The sequence below is a fragment of the Modicisalibacter coralii genome (assembly GCF_004117855.1).
GTDB lineage: Bacteria > Pseudomonadota > Gammaproteobacteria > Pseudomonadales > Halomonadaceae > Modicisalibacter > Modicisalibacter coralii.
Genome location: NZ_QWBW01000048.1, coordinates 13502 through 30841, shown reverse-complemented (window position 1 = coordinate 30841; position 17340 = coordinate 13502). Strand labels below are relative to the sequence as shown.

At 68.2% G+C, this 17340-nt stretch carries 15 protein-coding genes; 4 read left to right on the top strand and 11 right to left on the bottom strand.

Annotated features, from left to right (window positions below; all coding sequences use genetic code 11):
- Together D0901_RS19840 and D0901_RS19835 are read right to left on the bottom strand one after the other, a co-directional pair.
- On the bottom strand, window positions 1–637 hold a 637-nt coding region (locus D0901_RS19840), incomplete at its 3' end, for an efflux RND transporter periplasmic adaptor subunit (RefSeq protein WP_425256199.1).
- Window positions 634–1998 carry a TolC family protein gene (locus tag D0901_RS19835; RefSeq protein ID WP_203234916.1) on the bottom strand — a complete coding sequence of 455 codons (1365 nt, stop codon included), beginning with the start codon at window positions 1996–1998 and terminating at the stop codon, window positions 634–636. The genes D0901_RS19835 and D0901_RS19840, both read right to left, overlap by 4 nt.
- Before the next feature lie 425 nt (window positions 1999–2423).
- On the opposite strand from D0901_RS19835, the gene D0901_RS19830 reads away from it, so the two are divergent.
- The 3 genes from D0901_RS19830 to trpC are packed head-to-tail and all read left to right on the top strand — an operon-like array spanning window position 2424 to window position 4861.
- Entirely contained in the window at window positions 2424–3011 is a 588-nt protein-coding gene (locus tag D0901_RS19830) for an anthranilate synthase component II (RefSeq protein WP_129142033.1), read from the top strand.
- 12 nt (window positions 3012–3023) lie between these two features.
- Entirely contained in the window at window positions 3024–4061 is a 1038-nt protein-coding gene (gene trpD, locus D0901_RS19825; protein ID WP_129142032.1) for an anthranilate phosphoribosyltransferase, read from the top strand.
- Window positions 4058–4861, top strand: coding sequence for an indole-3-glycerol phosphate synthase TrpC (trpC, locus tag D0901_RS19820; protein ID WP_129142031.1), 804 nt, complete (start codon window positions 4058–4060; stop codon window positions 4859–4861). Before trpD ends, trpC begins: the two co-directional genes overlap by 4 nt.
- Window positions 4862–4919: 58 nt before the next feature.
- Here trpC and D0901_RS19815 read toward each other — a convergent pair whose 3' ends face one another.
- The 8 genes from D0901_RS19815 to D0901_RS19780 form a co-directional block, all read right to left on the bottom strand.
- A complete protein-coding gene (locus tag D0901_RS19815) occupies window positions 4920–6764 on the bottom strand; it encodes a cation:proton antiporter (protein WP_129142030.1) in 1845 nt (614 codons plus the stop codon).
- A gap of 82 nt (window positions 6765–6846) precedes the next feature.
- Entirely contained in the window at window positions 6847–7047 is a 201-nt protein-coding gene (locus D0901_RS19810; protein WP_129142029.1) for a DUF2905 domain-containing protein, read from the bottom strand.
- Window positions 7048–7118: 71 nt separating this feature from the next.
- Window positions 7119–10319: a D-2-hydroxyglutarate dehydrogenase YdiJ gene (ydiJ, locus tag D0901_RS19805; protein ID WP_129142028.1), complete on the bottom strand. Its 3201-nt coding sequence runs from the start codon at window positions 10317–10319 to the stop codon at window positions 7119–7121.
- Window positions 10320–10440: 121 nt separating this feature from the next.
- Window positions 10441–11322 carry an amidohydrolase family protein gene (locus D0901_RS19800; protein WP_129142027.1) on the bottom strand — a complete coding sequence of 294 codons (882 nt, stop codon included), beginning with the start codon at window positions 11320–11322 and terminating at the stop codon, window positions 10441–10443.
- Between the two features lie 10 nt (window positions 11323–11332).
- Complete coding sequence (locus tag D0901_RS19795; RefSeq protein ID WP_129142026.1) at window positions 11333–12085, bottom strand: FadR/GntR family transcriptional regulator; 753 nt, start codon at window positions 12083–12085, stop codon at window positions 11333–11335.
- Window positions 12061–13341: a TRAP transporter large permease gene (locus D0901_RS19790; protein ID WP_129142025.1), complete on the bottom strand. Its 1281-nt coding sequence runs from the start codon at window positions 13339–13341 to the stop codon at window positions 12061–12063. Before D0901_RS19790 ends, D0901_RS19795 begins: the two co-directional genes overlap by 25 nt.
- A complete protein-coding gene (locus D0901_RS19785) occupies window positions 13334–13834 on the bottom strand; it encodes a TRAP transporter small permease (RefSeq protein WP_129142024.1) in 501 nt (166 codons plus the stop codon). The genes D0901_RS19790 and D0901_RS19785 overlap by 8 nt, the downstream gene beginning before the upstream one ends.
- A gap of 50 nt (window positions 13835–13884) precedes the next feature.
- The gene (locus tag D0901_RS19780; RefSeq protein ID WP_129142023.1) at window positions 13885–14883 is read right to left on the bottom strand and encodes a TRAP transporter substrate-binding protein; all 999 of its coding nucleotides are present in this window, start codon (window positions 14881–14883) and stop codon (window positions 13885–13887) included.
- A gap of 282 nt (window positions 14884–15165) precedes the next feature.
- On the opposite strand from D0901_RS19780, the gene serS reads away from it, so the two are divergent.
- Entirely contained in the window at window positions 15166–16446 is a 1281-nt protein-coding gene (gene serS, locus D0901_RS19775) for a serine--tRNA ligase (protein ID WP_129142022.1), read from the top strand.
- 45 nt (window positions 16447–16491) lie between these two features.
- Here the strand turns inward: serS and D0901_RS19770 are convergent, their stop codons facing one another.
- Window positions 16492–17277 (bottom strand): SIMPL domain-containing protein, encoded by a 786-nt coding sequence (locus D0901_RS19770; RefSeq protein ID WP_129142021.1) that lies wholly within the window; start codon window positions 17275–17277, stop codon window positions 16492–16494.
- Window positions 17278–17340 lie beyond the last annotated feature (63 nt).

The following is a 17340-nucleotide window of genomic DNA, read 5'->3' as shown; positions in this document are numbered from 1 at the left end:
TATCGCCGGCCTGCACGTAGCTGCCGGGCGCGACATCGCGTTCGACGACCAGGGCGTCGAAGGGGGCGGCGATGCGGGTCTGGTCGAGATCCTTCTGGGCGCTGGCCATGGCCGCCTCGGCGTTGTCCGCGGCCGCCTGGGCGGTGGCGACCTGGGGGCCGTGCAGTACCAGCGGCGAATCCGGCTCTCCGGAAAGGCCGGACGCCTGCCACTCCTGGCGGGCCTGGCGCTGTTCCTGCCTGGCTTCGAGAAGCGCCTGCCGGGCGCTGGCCAGATTGTAGCGGGCCTCGGCGAGCGCGGCGGCGTAGTCACTGTCCTCGAGGGTGACCAGCGCCGTGCCCCGGGCGACGCGCTCGCCGCTGGCGAAGCCGTCGTCGAGCTCGGTGACCCGACCGCTGACCTGTGCCGTGAGTGCCAGCGAATAGCGCGGCTGGGCGGCACCGTAGCCGGTCAGCCGGGCGCGATAGCTGGCCGGTTCGACGTCGATCACCGAGACGTCGGGGGCCTGGTGCTCGGTCTGGGAGGGGGCCGGCCCGCGCTGCCCCCGAGACTGGATCTGCCAACGGTCGTAGGCGAGTACGCCGAACAGTACCGCGGCGGCGACGGCGATCAGGCCCCACTGGCGAAAACGCCTCATTCGTTGACTCCCAGGCCTAGTGCCAGTCCGAGGTCGATGCGATTGGACAATCGCTGGTAGGTGAGCTGATCGAGCCGGGCCTCCAGGTCATAGGTCGTCTCCTGCACGGCCAGCAGATCGAGAATGCCGACCAGACCGGCACGATACTGGCGCTGGTACTGGTCGAGGTTGTCGCGGGCGTTGGCCAGCGCCTCGCGAATATGGCGCTGACGCTCGGCAAGACTGCGTTCCCGGCCGAGGGCATTCTCGACATCGCTGACCGCGCTCAGCAGCGTCTCGCGATAGGCCTGGTAGGCCCGGGCGGTCTCGAGTTCGGCGGCGCGGGCCCGGGCGCGCAGTTCGCCGCCCTGATAGAGCGGCGCGGTCAACTGACCGAGCAGCGACCAGACCGGGTCGGTGAGCAGCGCCGCCCGGGGCGATGACGCGGCATCCTCGAGTGCCGCCTGCACGCTGAAACTGGGCAGCAGTTCCTGATAGGCGACGCGGGTGCGCAGGGCCTCGGCCTGGATCGCCAGATAGGCCGCCTTGAGATCCGGGCGGCGTCTCAAGGTCTGCTCCGGCAGCGCCGCGAGCGGCAGCGTTACTGCCGGATAGTCGTCGGGGACGCTGATCGCCTGCTTGTCGCTGCGCCCCAGCATCTCGCGCAGCGAGCGCTGCTGCTCGGCCAGCGACTCGCGGTATTCGGCGAGGCTGGCACGCGAGCTGGCCGCCGACTGGCGCGCGCTGGCGAGATCCTCCAGAGTGCCGATACCGCTGCGGTAGCGCTGCAGGATGAAACGCTCGTTCTTCTCCAGGGTCGCGAGGCGGTGCTGCTCGATGGCGATGGCGTGACGGTCGGCGATGATCTCGAGCCAGGCCTGCATCACTTCGGCGGCCAGCGTGTCCCGCGAGGACTGGTAGATCGCGCGCTGCTCGGCGACGTCCTTGCCGGCGGCGCGGTAACCGTTGGCCAGCTTGTGCCACAGGTCGAGCTCCCAACTGATCGTGGCCGAGCCGGTATAGACCGTGGCGTCGCGATCCTCGCCCCGCGAGGCCTCGAGCCCGGCGGACACGCTGGGCAGGCGCTCGGCCCCGGTCTCGTCGCGCTCGGCCTGACGGATCCTGAGCGCCAGCAAGGTCTGCTGCAGCGACGGGTTGGCGGCCAGCGCCTGATCGACCAGTTCGGTCAAGGGCGGCGCGCCGATCAGCTCGGTGAGCCCGGTGGCCGGCTCGCCGCCGGAGACGGCCGACCAGTCGGGGACCTGCGTGATGTCCTGTTCGGCATGCGCCGGGTAGTCGTTATCCGGAGGCAGGGCGCTACAGGCACTGAGAAGCAGGACCAGGCCGAACGAGCCGGCCAGGGGGAGTCGCGAAAGAGACATCCAGGATTTCCGCATGACGACCCGGCGTGGCGGCCGGGCGAGAGAATCACAAAAGGTATACGCTTCGAATGGTAATCATCATCCGGTTAACGGTGCGAGTGGCCGGCGGCGCTTATCACGTTTTTCCTCATTCCTGATTTCCGCGTTTCTCTTTTCCGCCTCCCCTGCAGCGGCGTTTGCTTGACACGTCCGGGCACCCGCCGCAGTATTGTGGCCATGAACGCACCCGATCTCTCCGACTCACGCATGCGGTGGTGGCGCCTCTAGAGCGAGGCGGCACGTGCATGTCTGGGACGTCCAAATGCCGCCTGCGGGGCGGCATTTTTGTGCCCGGAGACTCCGCACGGCTGGTATGGGACCCGACGAACCGGAAGACGCGTCTCATGATCGCGACTCACTCTCAACCGAAACAGGACCCTGGTGCCATGTCCGTGCTGATGATCGACAATTACGACAGCTTCACCTTCAACGTGGTGCAGTACCTCGCCGAGCTCGGCGCCGAGGTCGAGACCCATCGCAACGACACCATCACCCTCGACGCCATCGAACGGCTGGCGCCCAGTCACATCGTGGTCTCGCCGGGCCCCTGCACGCCCAACGAGGCGGGTATCTCGATGGACGTGATCCGCCATTTCGCCGGTCGCCTGCCGATCCTCGGGGTCTGCCTCGGCCACCAGGCGATCGGCCAGGTATTCGGCGGCGAGGTGGTCCGGGCACCGCAGGTCATGCACGGCAAGACCTCGCGTGTCCGTCACCGCGGCGAGGGCGTGTTCGCCGGGCTCGACGATCCGCTGGAGGTCACCCGCTATCATTCGCTGGTGGTCGAGGCGGCGAGCCTGCCCGACTGTCTCGAGGTGACCGCCTGGGTGGATGACGACGACGTCACGCCGGGGCTGATCATGGGGCTGCGCCACAAGACGCTGGATATCGAGGGCGTGCAGTTTCATCCTGAATCGATCCTGACCCGCCAGGGTCACGAACTGTTGGCGAACTTCCTGAAACGCCGGGCCTGAGGGGGACACATCATGCAGATGCGAGAGGCGATCGACGCGGTCATGCGCGGCCGCCATCTGAGCTACGCCGACACCCACGCGGTGATGAACGCGATCATGACCGGCGAGGCCTCCGACGCCCAGATCGGCGCCTTCCTGATCGGCCTGTCGATGAAGGGCGAGACGGTCGACGAGGTGGCCGCCGCGGCGCAGGTGATGCGCGAATTGATGACCCCGGTGACGGTGGCCCGCGACGACCTGGTCGATATCGTCGGCACGGGCGGCGACGGCGCCAACCTGTTCAACGTCTCCACGGCGTCGAGCTTCGTGGTGGCGGCGGCCGGCGGCCACGTCGCCAAGCACGGCAATCGCAGCGTGTCCTCCTCCTCGGGGAGCGCCGATCTGTTCGATGTCGCCGGGATCAAGCTCGATCTCGCCCCTGCTCAGGTGGCGCGCTGCATCGAGCAGGTGGGGGTGGGCTTCATGTTCGCGCCCATGCATCACCAGGCGATGCGCCATGCCATCGGGCCTCGCCGCGAGATGGGCGTGCGCACCGTGTTCAACATTCTCGGCCCGCTGACCAATCCCGCCGGCGCCCAGCACCAGCTGCTCGGCGTCTACCAGCCGTCGCTGGTGGGGCTGATGGCCGAGACGCTCAAGCGCCTGGGCAGCCGCCACGTGCTGGTGGTGCATGCCGAGGACGGGCTCGACGAGATCTCGCTGGCGGCCCCCACCCGGGTTGCCGAGCTGCGCGAGGGCGAGATCCGCGAATACACCATCGTCCCCGAGGACTTCGGCATCGAGCGGGCCTCGCTGGAACCGCTCAAGGTGGTCACCGCCGAGGACAGCCTGCGGCTGGTGCGCGAGGCGTTGCGCGGCGAGGGCGAGGCGGCGGATATCGTCGCGCTCAACGCCGGAGCGGCGCTCTACGCCGGCGATATCGCCGACACTATCAAGGAGGGCGTGGCGCTGGCCCAGGACGCCATGGCCTCCGGCCTGGCGCTGGAGAAGATGAAGGAGCTGGCCGATTTCACCCGCGTCTTCGCCGATCAGGGAGGGACGACGTCATGAGCCAGGAAGGCCTGCCGACCATTCTTGCCAAGATTCTCGCCCGCAAGGACGAGGAAGTCGCCGAGCGCCGCGGGCGTGTCAGCGAGGCCACGCTGCTCGAGCGGGCAGCCGAGCAGTCCTCGCCACGCGGTTTCGTCGCCGCCCTCGACCGGACCATCGCCGATGGCGACCCGGCGGTGATCGCCGAGGTCAAGAAGGCCTCGCCGTCGAAGGGCGTGATCCGCGAGGCCTTCGACCCCGAGTCGATCGCCCGTGCCTACGCCGAGGCCGGCGCCAGCTGTCTCTCGGTGCTCACCGATGCCGACTACTTCCAGGGCCACGAGGATTACCTGATCGCCGCCCGTGGCGCCTGCGACCTGCCGGTGATCCGCAAGGACTTCATCGTCCACGGCTATCAGGTCAGCGAGGCACGGGCGATCGGCGCCGACTGCATCCTGCTGATCGTCGCCGCCCTGGACGATGCGCGTCTCCAGGACCTGCATCAACAGGCCCACGCGCTGGGCATGGACGTGCTGGTCGAGGTCCACGACGCCCTGGAGCTGGAGCGGGCGCTGGCGCTGGATCTCACCCTGGTGGGAATCAACAACCGCGATCTGCGCACCTTCGACACCAGCCTCGAGACCACCTTCCAGTTGCTGTCGCGGGTCCCCGAGGGGGTGACCGTGATCACCGAATCGGGCATTCATACTCGCGGCGACGTCGAGCACATGCGCGAGCACGGCGTCAACGGCTTCCTGGTGGGCGAGGCGTTCATGCGCGAGGCCGACCCCGGGGCGGCACTGCGAAGCCTGTTCTTCTAGAGAGAAACCGGTTCTTCTCGATCGATACCGGCCGCCCCACGGGGCGGCCGGTGTCGTTTCAGGCCGCCGCATCCTCGCTGGTCTCGCTGTCGCGGCGCGGCGGGTCGTATTCCGGCGATGTCGGATAGATCAGGCTGATCAGCGTCTCGCCGGCCTTGGGGGTGAGGGGCTGGCGGTCGCTGGCGATGCGGATGCGGCCGCTCTGGCCGATGCTGAACAGTTCCAGCAGGTGGCCGGCGTGTATCTGATAGTAGTCGTCGCGACCGAAGCTGTCGGTGAGTCGTGCGCTGCGGATCTCCGCGTCCTGGGCGACCAGGCTCGAGAGCTTGGCGTAGGTGGCGTCGTCGGCGAACAGCAGCGGCAGATGGGCGATCGCCTGTTCGCGATGCCGCCGGGTGCTGCGCGTGGTGTCCTCGGCGAGCCGGAAGACCCGGCCGTGGCCCAGAATGTGCTCGAAATGCAGCGCGGCCAGGTTGTTGAGCTCGCGGTAGGGCGACAGCGGCAGCAGATGGCCGATCCCCGTCAGTTCCAGGTGCTGGGCGGCGTGCTCCGAGAGGGGGTTGCCGTAGTAGACCGGCAGCCCCGCCATGCGCGCTTCCTGCACGGCATCCCAGTTGGTGTCGGCCAGGCGCACGGCGAAGCCCGCGTCGGTGAGCGCCCGGGCCACCGCGCGGGCCAGCGGATTGGCGCCGAGAATCAGAAAGCCCGACGGCGGTGGTTCGCTGACTCCCAGCAGGCGGGCGATGGGCCGCGATAGCAGACTCTGCACCACCACCGTGCTGATGATCACCAGAAAGGTCACCGGGACCAGCATCTCGGCGTCGGCGACGCCGCTCTCCTCGAAGCGCAGGGCGAACAGCGAGGCCACTGCGGCGGCGACGATGCCGCGCGGCGACAGCCAGGCGAGCAGGGCCTTCTCGCGCCAGTGCAGGCCGCTGCCCCAGGTGCACAGCCAGACCGCCAGCGGCCGCGCGACCCACACCAGCACCACCAGGAAGGCCCAGGCCGGCCACGAGAGCATCGCCAGCTGCTCGGCGGTCAGGCGCGCGGCGAGCAGGATGAACAGCCCCGAGATCAGCAGCACCGAGAGGGTTTCCTTGAACTCGATGATCGGCTGGGTGGGCACCGCGCGCATGTTGGCCAGCCACACGCCCATCACCGTCACCGTCAGCAGGCCCGACTCGTGGAACAGCAGGTTGGAGGCGCTGAACAGCCCGAGCATGGTCATCAGCGTGCCGAAGCTGTGCAGGCGCTGGGGCAGCCAGTGGTGACGCAGTACCAGCCCCCACAGGTAACCGCCGACGATGCCCAGGCCGAAACCGATCAGCGCGGTCTTGGCGAACAGCACCAGCGTATGCGAGATCGCGCCCTGGGCGTGGCCGAGGGCGACGAACTCGAAGACCAGCACGGCGCCGATCGCCCCGACCGGGTCGATGAGGATGCCTTCCCAGCGCAGGATCTGGGTAAGATGGGCCCGGGCGCGCAGCGTCTGCACCAGGGGCAGGACCACCGTGGGGCCGGTCACCACCAGGACCGCTCCCAGCACGCTGGCGATCTGCCAGCTCAAGCCGAGGATGGTGCGGGCGGCCACGGTGCCCACCACGGCGGTGATCAATGCCCCCCAGGTGACCAGGCGGCGCACGGTGCGGCCGTGCCCGCGCAGGTCCTTGAAGTCCAGGGTCAGGCTGCCCTCGAAGAGGATCACCGCCACCGCCAGCGAGACCAGCGGAAACAGCAGGTCGCTGAGCAGGGCGTCGGGCTCCAGCCAGCCGGTGACCGGCCCGACGACGATGCCGCCGAGCAGCAACGGCAGGATGGCCGGCAGGCGCAGGCGCCAGGCCGCCCATTGGCAGAGCAGGGCCAGCAGACCGATGCCGGTCAGTGCGAGGGCGGGATACTGCATGATCGAGGGTCCTGGAACGGCGAACGACCGCGAAGCCTAACCGCCGGCCTTGCCGGGTGCAATCCTCGTCGATGTGTCGCGGTCAGCGCTGGAACAGCCAGACCAGCAGCGACAGCACGACGCTGACGAGGATCATGGTGGTGATCGGGAAATAGAATGCGACATTCTTGCGCTTGATGACGATGTCGCCGGGCAGGTGCCCCAACGGCAGCTTGGAGACCCAGGGCCAGAGCAGGCCGACGGCGACGATCGCCAGGCCGATCAGAATCAAGGTTCGCGACATGGGTCCTCCCGTGATGCCGGATGGTGGCGGGGCGAGCGCGCCGCCCCGCCGGTCTCTCGCATGATCCTCGCTCAGACGCCCTTCTGGCTGCGCTTGAGAGCGGCCAGCAACCCCTGCAGCGGATGGGCCAGCGCGGTGTCCGACAGGCGCCTGGCCTGGCTGCGGCAGGAGTAGCCGGTGGCCAGCAGGCGTCCGGCGTTGGCCGGATCCTCGACCGGCTCGCGCCAGGAGAGGTCGTAGATCGCCTCGGAGGTCGCGCGGTTGCGGGCCTCGTGACCGTAGGTGCCGGACATCCCGCAGCAGCCGCTGGCGAGCAGTTCGAGGTCCAGCCCGGCGTTGGCGAACACCTGTTGCCAGGCCTTGGGGCTGCCGGGGGCGGTGGTCTTCTCGGTGCAGTGCGCGAGCAGCCGGAAGCCGGGGTCGTCGAGACTCACGCCGGCGGGCAGCAGCCGCGGGCCCAGCGAGACCAGCCACTCCTGAAGCAGCAGCACCTCGGGCACCGCCTCGGCGCCCAGCGCCTTGACGTACTCCTGACGGTAGGTGAGCGTCATCGCCGGGTCGACACCGACCAGCGGCACGCCGGTCTCGGCCAGCGCCGACAGGCGCCGGGCCTGCTTCGCGGCGGTGCGCTGGAAGGCGCCGAGGAAGCCCTGGACATTGAGCGGCTTGCCGTTGGGCCCGAAGGGGGCGACGAACACCCGGATGTCCAGGCGCGTGAGCAGCTCGACGATGTCCATCACCAGTTTCGCCTCGAAGTGGCTGGTGAAGGCATCTTGCACCAGGATCACGCTGCGCGCCTTCTGGGCGTCGCTGAGCACCCCCAACGTGGTCGGCGTGGCCTCGGCGATGCCCCAGGCCTCGAGCTGCTTGGTCAGGCTCGCCCGCGACAGCCGCGGGCTGTCGACCATGCCGATCGGCCCGGCGAGCAGGCGGTCGACCAGCCGGTTGCCGAGCAGGGCATTGTAGAGCGGGGCCACCGGCTTGAGATAGGGCACGAAGAATTCCAGCCCGCCGATCAGGTAGTCGCGGGGCGGGCGCAGATAGCGGCCGTGATAGACCTCGAGGAAGCGCGAGCGGAAGTCCGGCACGTCGACCTTGACCGGACACTGGCCGGCGCACGACTTGCACGCCAGGCAGCCGGCCATGGCGTCGTAGACCTGATGGGAGAAATCGGCTTCGCCGCGACGCTTGGCCAGGGTGTTGCGCACTCGCTGTGGCAGGCGGCGAACGAAGCCCCAGGCGCCCTCGGCCCGCTGCTGGCGCGACGCTTCGAGCACGTCGCCGCCGGCCCGGCCCTGCAGGCGCAGCCATTCGCGCATCAGGCTGGCGCGCCCCTTGGGCGAGTGAATGCGCTGTCGAGTCGCCTTCCACGACGGGCACATGGCGTCCTTCGGGTCGTAGTTGTAGCAGGCGCCGTTGCCGTTGCAGTACACCGCGCTGGCGTGGGCCTGCCAGACGCGCTCGTCGATCTGACGGTCGAGTTCGCCGCGGGTCGGCACGCCGTCGATGGTCAAAAGGCCCGGATCGGCCGACTGCACGGCGATCGGATCGCCGGTCCGTGCCGGTTGCGTCTCGTCGGCTCGGGCCGGGGTGGCGATCTTGCCCGGATTGAGCTGATTGCGCGGGTCGAAGGCCGCCTTGAGACGCTGCAGGCTGGGGTAGAGCTCACCGAAGAACCGGGGGGCGTATTCCGAACGCACGCCCTTGCCGTGTTCGCCCCACAGCAGGCCGTGGTACTGCTTCGTCAGCGCGGCGACCGCGTCGGACAGCGTGCGGATCAGCGTCGCCTGGTCGGGATCCTTCATGTCGATCGCCGGACGCACGTGCAGCACGCCGGCATCGACGTGGCCGAACATCCCGTACTTGAGGCCGTGGGCGTCGAGCAGGGCGCGGAACTCGGCGATGTAATCGGCGAGGTGCTCCGGCGGCACCGCGGTATCCTCGACGAAGGGGATCGGCCGCTTCTCGCCCTTGACGTTGCCCAGCAGGCCCACCGCGCGCTTGCGCATGGCGTACACCCGGCCGATCTGGCCGCGGCCCTCGGCCAGGGTGTAGCCCAGCCGGTCGACCCGCTGATCGCTCTCCAGGTGGCGACAGAAGGCGGCGACCCGTGCGGCGAGGCGTTCGGGATCGTCGTCGTTGAATTCGACCAGGTTGATGCCGCGCGTTGCCGTGGCCTGGCCGGCGTGCGCGGCCGTGGCGGTCTCGCCGTCGCCGTTGGGCGCGTTGTCGGGGAAGAACTCGGCGACGCTGTCCCAGACGAAGTCCTCCATCGCCAGCAGCAGCACGCTGTCATCGATGGTCTCGATCGAGGTGGGGCGGGGTATCGCCGGCTCGCCGTCGGTCGCATCGCCCCCCATCAGCGCCTTGGCATCGCGCAGCGCGTCCATGAAGCCGGCGTAGCGCACGTTGACCAGCGTCGAGTGCCTGGGGATCGGCAGCACGTTGAGGGTCGCCTCGGCGAGCAAGCCCAGCGAGCCCTCCGCGCCGCACAGCACGCTGTTGAGGTCGAAGCGTCCGTCGGCGGTGCGCAGGTGCGCCAGATCGTAACCGGTCAGGCAGCGGTTGAGCGGCGGGAAGACGGCGGCGATGCGCTCGCGCTGGGTATCGATGATCTCGCGCGCGGTGCGGTGGATATAGCCGACGACGCCCTCGCGGGCGCACAGCGTGTCGAGTTCGGCGTCGTCGACCGGCCGGCTGGTGAAGCGCTCGCCGCCGAGCAGCACCGTGTCGAGTTCGAGCACGTGATCGCGGGTCTTGCCGTACTCGCAGCTGCCCTGGCCGCTGGCGTCGGTGGCGATCATCCCGCCGATGGTGGCGCGATTGGAGGTGGACAGCTCCGGGGCGAAGAACAGCCCGTGGGGGGCCAGCGCGGCATTGAGCTGATCCTTGACCACCCCGGCCTGGACGCGCACCCGACGGTTCTCGACATCGATCTCGAGGATGCGGTTCATGTACCGGGAAACGTCGACCACCAGGCCGTCGGTGAGCGACTGGCCGTTGGTGCCGGTGCCGCCGCCGCGGGGGGCGAGCACGATATCCTGAAAGTCGGTCTGGCTCGCCAGGCGGGCGATGCGCTCCAGGTCGTCGGCATCGCGCGGGTAGAGCACCGCCTGGGGCAGGCGCTGGTAGATCGAGTTGTCGGTGGCCAGTACCGTGCGGTTGGCGTAATCCGGGGCGATGTCGCCGGCGAATCCCGCCTCGGCGAGGGCCCGCAGGAAGTGGCTGTAGCGGGCCTCCCCGGCTTCAGCGGGCGTAAGGCGCTCGATCATGGAGCCTCCAACATGGTGTGCCAATACAAGACCCGGAACCCGGGGTCTCATGTTCCTGCCACGGACGATGGCCAGGGCTTATACGAAACATCGGCGCGCGCAGGCCGTTTGCGTACAGAGCCTAGAAGCCATAGAGCCTGGCGGGGTTGTGCACGAGTATCCTGTCGCGCGTGGCGGTGTCGGGTACCAGACGCAGCAGCTCGTCCACCAGGTCGCCGTCGTCGGGCATGGCGCCGGGCAGTTTGACGTGCGGCCAGTCGGTGCCGAAGACGCAGCGCTCGGGATTGGTCGCCACCAGGGCCTGCAGGAAGGGATCCACGTCGCTGTAGGGCGGGGCGGCAGCGCCCAGCGCCGTCACCCGATCGGGACCCGAGAGCTTGACCCAGGTCCTGCCCTCGGCGAGCAGTGACAGCAGGCTCTCGAAGCCGGGGTCGCCGATGCCCTTGGGCGTGGGCACGTGGCCCATGTGATCGATGACCCGGGGGACCGGCAGCGGCTCGAGGATGGCCCGCAGATCGCCGACCGTCGAGACGTCGACGAGGCACTGGACGTGCCAGCCGAGTTCGGCGATACGTTCGCCGAGTGCCCGGATCGCACGGAAATCCACGCCGCCCGGAAACAGCAGGTTGACGCGGATGCCGCGCACGCCGAGGTCGTGCATGTCCCGCAGTTGGGCATCCGTCACCGAGGCGTCGACGACGGCGATGCCGCGTCGTTCGACGCCGGCCTCCCGGGCCTCGCGCAGGGCGTCGAGCAGCCGCCGGTTGTCGGTCCCGTAGACGCTCGGCTGCACCAGTACCGCGCGCTCGAAGCCCAGGGTGGTCAATAACCGCTGATACGCCTCGGCGCTGGCGTCCGGTGGCGTATAGCCGCGGTCGGGGTGGTAGGGGTAGCGGGTCGCCGGGCCGAACAGGTGGGCATGGCAATCGCAGGCACCGGCGGGCAAGGCCTGGTGCGGTGTTCGGGGGGCCGGGTTGGGGCCGGGTATGTCGGGTCTGTGCATGGTCACGGATCTATCCGGTGGGAGACTGCAGGCCGAGGCGGCGCATGGCGTTGGTCAGGTGCAGGCGCATGGCGGCGCGGGCATCCTCGGGCTCCCGGTTGAGAATACTGTCGACGATGTTGTGGTGTTCGGCCTGGGCGATCTGCTCGAGGGTGGCATCACGGGCCGAGTTGTGCCGGGCCGTGCTGATTGCCGTCGACATGCGGTTATAACAAAAATCAATGAAATCAGAGAAGTAGTGATTTCCGGTGGCCTGCGCGATGGCCTGGTGAAGCGCCAGGTCATGGGCGTCGCCGGGATCGCCGTGTTGCAGGCTCTCCGCCAGCCGCGCCAGGGCATCGGCGATCGCGTCGCGATCTTGCGGTGTGGCGTGGGTCGCGGCGAGCGCCGCCGCGCCGGCCTCGATCTCGCGGCGCATCTGGTAGATGTAGCGCAGTTCCTGCTGGTCGACGGCGTCCGCCGTCATCGCAAACACCGAGCGCTCGGGCAGCACCGAGGCGACATAGGTGCCGCTTCCCTGCTGGGTGACCACCAGGTTCGCCTGTCGCAGCTCGGCGATCGTCTCACGGATCACCGCGCGGCTGCTGCCGAAGCGGGCCATGAGCTTGGCTTCGGTGGGGAACCGGGAGCCCAGCGGATAGTGGCCTTCGCGGATTTCCCGCTCGAGCGTGGCGACGATCGTGGCCGACAGGCGTTGACCGCGCCGCGCGGCGGTCGGGGCCGGTTTTCGTGCGTGCGTCATTGGGCCAGCCCGGGCAGCCATAGCGTCACGGCCGGCACGTAGGCGATCAAACCCACGACGATCAGCAGCACCGCCAGGAAGGGCAGCAAGTGCCTGGCGATGCGCTCGATGCTCATGCCGCTCACCGAGGAGGCGACGAAGATCGAATAGCCCAGCGGTGGCGTGACCATGCCGACAGCGAAGTTGATCACCACCATGGCGCCGAGCTGGATGGGGTCCAGGCCGATCTGCGTGCCGAGTCCGATGAGAACGCCGCTCATGATGACCATGGCGGAAATATTGTCCATTACGGCGCCCAGCGCCAGCAGCAGCAGGTTGATGAACAGCAGCAGGAGGATCGGATTGCTGGTCAGCCCCAGGATCAGCTCGGTGATCCGGGTCGGCAGTTGTTCGCTGGCGATCACCCAGGCGAAACCGGAGGCCGTGACGATGATGAACATGATCACCGCGGTGGTGCGCATGGCGCCGATCAGCAGGCCGGGCAGTTGCCGCAACTGCAGGTCGCGATGCACGAACACCCCGATGATGGCGCTGTAGAGCGCCCCGACCATCGCCGCCTCGGTGGGCGTGAAGATCCCGCCGTAGATGCCCCCCAGGATCACCACGGGCGCGATCAGCGCCCAGATGCCGTCGCGCAGGGCGTCGACGATCTCGCGACCGGAGGCGCGTGGCTGGCCCTGGATCCCCTGGCGCCTGGCGTAGAGGACGCTGATCACGCAGAAGCCGGCAGCCGCGAGAAGACCCGGGATCACACCGGCGAGGAACAGCTGGGAGATCGATTCCTCGGAGAGCACGCCCCAGATCACCATGGGAATGGATGGCGGAATCATCTGGCCCAGGGGGCCGACGGCGGTGGCCAGGGCGGCGGCATAGCCCCGCTTGTAGCCCCGGGTTTCCAGCTCGTCGATCATGATCGAGCCGATCGCCGCCGTGGTTGCCGGCGCCGAACCGGAAATGGCGCCGAAGAAGGTCCCCGCGCCGACGGTGGAGATCGACAGGCCGCCGGGAAGATGGCCCACGAAGGCCGATGCGACTTTCACCAGGCGCCGCGATAGACCGCCGGCGCCCATCAGCTCACCGGCGAAGATGAAGCCCGGGATGGCCAACAGTGCCGTCGAGCTGCTGCCCGCGATGAAACGCTGGGCCGCGATCAGCGGGTTGAGATCCGCCATCCAGATGCCCACCAGGGTCAGCAGGCCCAGGGCGATGGCGATGGGCGCGCCAAGGGCGAGCAGGCCGAACAGGCCCAGCGTGAGCACGAGTCCCGTTTCACCCATGTTGCGGTGTCCTCAAGTCGTTCAGCGAGTGGGGGCGGAGCAGCAGCACGGCGGCGTGGAAACTGATCAGCAGGCCGCTGACCGGCAGCGCCGCGTTCCTGAGCCACAACGGATAACGGATCGCCGGCGAGACCTGGCCCAGGGTGAACTCCATGAAGCCATAGCCCGTCCAGAGCATGGCCATGCCGAAGAGCAGCACCAGCAGCACGTTCAGGCGCTCCAGCAGCCCCGCGAGACGACCGGGAAGCCAGCCGAGCAGGAGGGTGACGCGCACGTGCTCGAAGCGCCGCACCAGCTCGCTGGCGAACAGGAAGACCGTCCAGGAGGCGGCCAGCAGGGCGACCTCATCGGACCAGGCCAGGGAGTCCTGCAGCACGTAGCGATAGAAGACGCCCAGCAGCAGGGTGAGAATCATGATCGATGCCGTGATGGCGCCCAGGTATCGGGTCGCCCTGGCCAACAGCCGACTGGCGTCGTCGAGATAGCGGTACATGACGGAGAGTCCACGCAGGAAGGCCCGGCGCCAGGCCGGGCCTCGAGGGATTACTGAGTCGTGATCTGCAGGGCGCGATCGAGCAGGTCACTGCCGATCTTGTCGCGATACTCCTCGTACACCGGCTTGACCTTGTCGCGGAAGGCGGCGACGTTCTCGACCCGGTTGACCTGCATGCCCTGGCTCTCGATCTGATCCAGGATCTTGTCGTTGTTGCTGGCCACCGTCTCGCGCTGGCGGGCGATCGCCTTCTGCGCGGCCTGGCGGACGGTCGCCTGCTGGTCGGCGGAGAGGCTCTTGAAGGTCTGCTTGGAGATCAACAGTCCCAGGGCGTTGTAGGTGTGCTGCGTCAACGAGAGATACTTGGTGACCTCGGGATACTTGTTGGCATAAATCACCGGCAACGGGATTTCCAGGCCGTCGACGGTGCCCTGCTGTACGGCGGTGAAGGCCTCGCTCCAGGCCAGCGGCGTGGGATTGGCACCCAGCGCCCGGAAGCTGGCGATGTACAGGTCGCTGGGCTGGACGCGCAGCTTGATGCCGTCGAAGTCGTCGGGAGTCTGGATGGCACGCACGTTGTTGATGGTGTTCCGGAAGCCGGCTTCGGCGAAGCCCAGCCCGACGATGCCCTGGGCGTCCAGGCGGTCCATCAGCGCCTGGCCGATCTCGCCGTCGAGCACTTCGTGGGCCTGTTGGCTGTTGGCGTAGAGGAAGGGCAGGTCGTTGAGCTGGAAGGCCGTGTCCAGAGTGCTGATCTGCGTGCCGGTGATCACGCCGGCGTCGAGAATGCCCAGTTGCATCCCCTGCAGCATTTCCGTGTCATCGCCGAGCTGGTGGTTGGGGAAGAACTTGACCTCGAATTCGTCGGGGGCGGCCTTGTCCAGCTCTTCGGCGAAGTAGTGCGCGGTGATCGCGTAGGGGTCGACGTCGCTGTCGGCGGTCGTCCAGCCCAGGCGGATGGTGGTGGCGGCCAGCGCCTGACTGGTGATGGCCAGGGTGCCGGCCATGATCAGGCCGGAGAACAGGGATCGCTTTGCGGTCGGGGTCATCGTGATGCCTTTGTGAAAGAGGAGAGGGCTGAATTTGTCTTACGAATTCGTTCGAATATGGCCTTATGGGCCTTTTTGTCCGACCGATCATAGACGATAGGCCATGAACCGGCTAGACATACGTGCTATCGGCAGGAAGGTTCATCGATTCAGCCCGATAAGCGAGTGGGCGCGTGGCTCGCGTCCGGCGAATTCTTTACAATGGCTGGCCTCGCCGTCCGCCGCGCTGCTGTCCGCGGGCGACGGCCGTTCCCATCGCTATTTGTCAATGGAAAGGCTCTTATGCTCGATCCCAGGCTGCTTCGCAGTGAGCTCGCCCACGTGGCGCAACGTTTGGCCACCCGCGGCTTCACGCTGGACACCGCGCGGTTCGAGTCGCTGGAAGGCCAGCGGCGCGACCTCCAGACCGAGACCGAACGGTTGCAGAACGAACGCAACGTGCGCTCCAAGGCGATCGGCAAGGCCAAGGCGGCGGGCGAGGACATCCAGCCGCTGCTCGACGAGGTCAGCGACATGGGCGAGCGGCTGGATGCCGCCAAGGCCAGGCTGGCCGAGGTCAGCGGTGAACTCGAGGCGCTGCTGGCCGGGCTGCCCAACCTGCCCCACGAGAGCGTGCCGCAGGGCGACGACGAGGCCGATAACGTCGAGCTGCACCGCTGGGGCACGCCGCGCACCTTCGACTTCGCGGTGCGCGACCATGTCGATCTCGGCGCCAAGCACGGTTATCTGGACTTCGAGATGGCCGCCAAGCTGACCGGCTCGCGCTTCGCGGTGATGCGCGGCCCCATCGCGCGGCTGCACCGGGCGCTGGCCCAGTTCATGCTCGACAAGCAGACCCTCGAGCATGGCTACGAGGAGTGCTACGTCCCCTACATCGTCAATCGCGACTCCTTGACCGGCACCGGCCAGTTGCCCAAGTTCGGCGAGGATCTCTTTCGCCTCGAGGGCGACAACGAGTATTACCTGATCCCCACCGCCGAGGTGCCGCTGACCAATTTTGCCCGCGACCACATCTTCGAGGCTCGCGAGCTGCCGGTGCGGCTGACGGCGCATACGCCGTGTTTCCGTAGCGAGGCCGGCGCCTATGGCAAGGACACGCGCGGGATGATCCGCCAGCATCAGTTCGACAAGGTCGAGATGGTCCAGATGGTCGATCCCGAGACCAGCTATCAGGCGCTCGAGGAGATGCGCGGCCACGCCGAGGCGATTCTCCAGGCGCTGGAACTGCCGTACCGGGTGGTCACGCTGTGTACCGGCGACATGGGCTTCGGTGCCGCCAAGACCTACGATCTCGAGGTCTGGCTGCCCAGCCAGGAGACCTATCGCGAGATCTCCTCGGTCTCCAACTGCGAGGACTTCCAGGCACGCCGCATGCAGGCGCGCTTCCGGCGTCCGGAGCAGAAGAAGCCGCAACTGCTGCACACCCTGAACGGGTCGGGGCTGGCGGTGGGGCGTTGCCTGCTGGCGGTGCTCGAGAACTACCAGCAGGCGGACGGTTCGATTCGCGTGCCCGAGGCCCTGCGCGGTTATCTGGGCGGCCTCGAGGTGATCAACGTCGATTGAGGGTCACCCGGCCCCGGCGTCGATCGCCGGGGCCCGGGCTTGCGGCTACGGTGTTTCGGCGCTCTCGATCGACCACACCACCGACACCCCGGCATCGAGTTCGATCTCGCCGGGGCGGTATTCGGCGGTCGTCTTGCGCTCGGCGCCGTCGGCACGCAGGCTCATCATCTGCGGGGTGTAGCGGGGCACGCCGGTCTCGTCGACCTGCAGCACCTCACCGAGTTCGACGCCCAGCGTCCGGGCCATCAACTGGGCCTTGTGACGGGCCTTCTCGAGGGCGTCCTCGAGGGCCTGGTCGGTGGCGGCGTCGCGATCGGCCAGGTCGTAGCTCACGCCGTCCAGGGCATCGACGCCGGCTCGGGTCAGGGCGTCGAGGATCGCCGGCAGCCGCGAGAGGTCGTCGATGCGCAGGCTGATCGGCCGTTCCAGTTGCGTGCGCACCAGGGTTTCCCCAGGGCCATCGCCGTCGCGACGCTGGACGCTGTCGGGGCGGACCACCAGCGAGCCCGCGTTGATCGCTCCGTCGTCGATACCCTGTTTCTCCAGCGTGCGGATCAGTTCGGCGGTGCGTGATTCCAGCCGCTCCCTGGCCTTGGCCAGTGCCTCGGGATCGGCATGCCGGGCGTCGCTCTCGGCCACCGCGGGGGTGCGCTCCCAGAGCCGTGCGTTCAAGGTGGCGATGTCCGGGGCCACGGCCAGCGTTGCCTGGGCCTGGACGCTGAGCCGATTGGGGGGCGTGTCGGGCTGGGCCTGGGCAAGCAGGCTGGCGCCCATCAGGCCGGTGAAGATCATGGCTCGCGACAGCGAGCGGCGAGGGATGGCTGACAACATGAGACCTCCTGTCTGGAAAAGAGCGGCCGAACACCGCGCCGACCGGGGCCGAGGCGATCGTCG

What these genes read in the sequence shown, in the direction of transcription:
- D0901_RS19800 (WP_129142027.1), bottom strand. Translation starts at nt 11,322, where the DNA reads ATGCACAGACCCGACATACCCGGCCCCAACCCGGCCCCCCGAACACCG.
- D0901_RS19780 (WP_129142023.1), bottom strand. Translation starts at nt 14,883, where the DNA reads ATGACCCCGACCGCAAAGCGATCCCTGTTCTCCGGCCTGATCATGGCC.
- trpC (WP_129142031.1), top strand. Translation starts at nt 4,058, where the DNA reads ATGAGCCAGGAAGGCCTGCCGACCATTCTTGCCAAGATTCTCGCCCGC.
- ydiJ (WP_129142028.1), bottom strand. Translation starts at nt 10,319, where the DNA reads ATGATCGAGCGCCTTACGCCCGCTGAAGCCGGGGAGGCCCGCTACAGC.
- trpD (WP_129142032.1), top strand. Translation starts at nt 3,024, where the DNA reads ATGCAGATGCGAGAGGCGATCGACGCGGTCATGCGCGGCCGCCATCTG.
- D0901_RS19830 (WP_129142033.1), top strand. Translation starts at nt 2,424, where the DNA reads ATGTCCGTGCTGATGATCGACAATTACGACAGCTTCACCTTCAACGTG.
- D0901_RS19770 (WP_129142021.1), bottom strand. Translation starts at nt 17,277, where the DNA reads ATGTTGTCAGCCATCCCTCGCCGCTCGCTGTCGCGAGCCATGATCTTC.
- serS (WP_129142022.1), top strand. Translation starts at nt 15,166, where the DNA reads ATGCTCGATCCCAGGCTGCTTCGCAGTGAGCTCGCCCACGTGGCGCAA.
- D0901_RS19815 (WP_129142030.1), bottom strand. Translation starts at nt 6,764, where the DNA reads ATGCAGTATCCCGCCCTCGCACTGACCGGCATCGGTCTGCTGGCCCTG.
- D0901_RS19795 (WP_129142026.1), bottom strand. Translation starts at nt 12,085, where the DNA reads ATGGCTGCCCGGGCTGGCCCAATGACGCACGCACGAAAACCGGCCCCG.
- D0901_RS19790 (WP_129142025.1), bottom strand. Translation starts at nt 13,341, where the DNA reads ATGGGTGAAACGGGACTCGTGCTCACGCTGGGCCTGTTCGGCCTGCTC.
- D0901_RS19785 (WP_129142024.1), bottom strand. Translation starts at nt 13,834, where the DNA reads ATGTACCGCTATCTCGACGACGCCAGTCGGCTGTTGGCCAGGGCGACC.
- D0901_RS19835 (WP_203234916.1), bottom strand. Translation starts at nt 1,998, where the DNA reads ATGTCTCTTTCGCGACTCCCCCTGGCCGGCTCGTTCGGCCTGGTCCTG.
- D0901_RS19810 (WP_129142029.1), bottom strand. Translation starts at nt 7,047, where the DNA reads ATGTCGCGAACCTTGATTCTGATCGGCCTGGCGATCGTCGCCGTCGGC.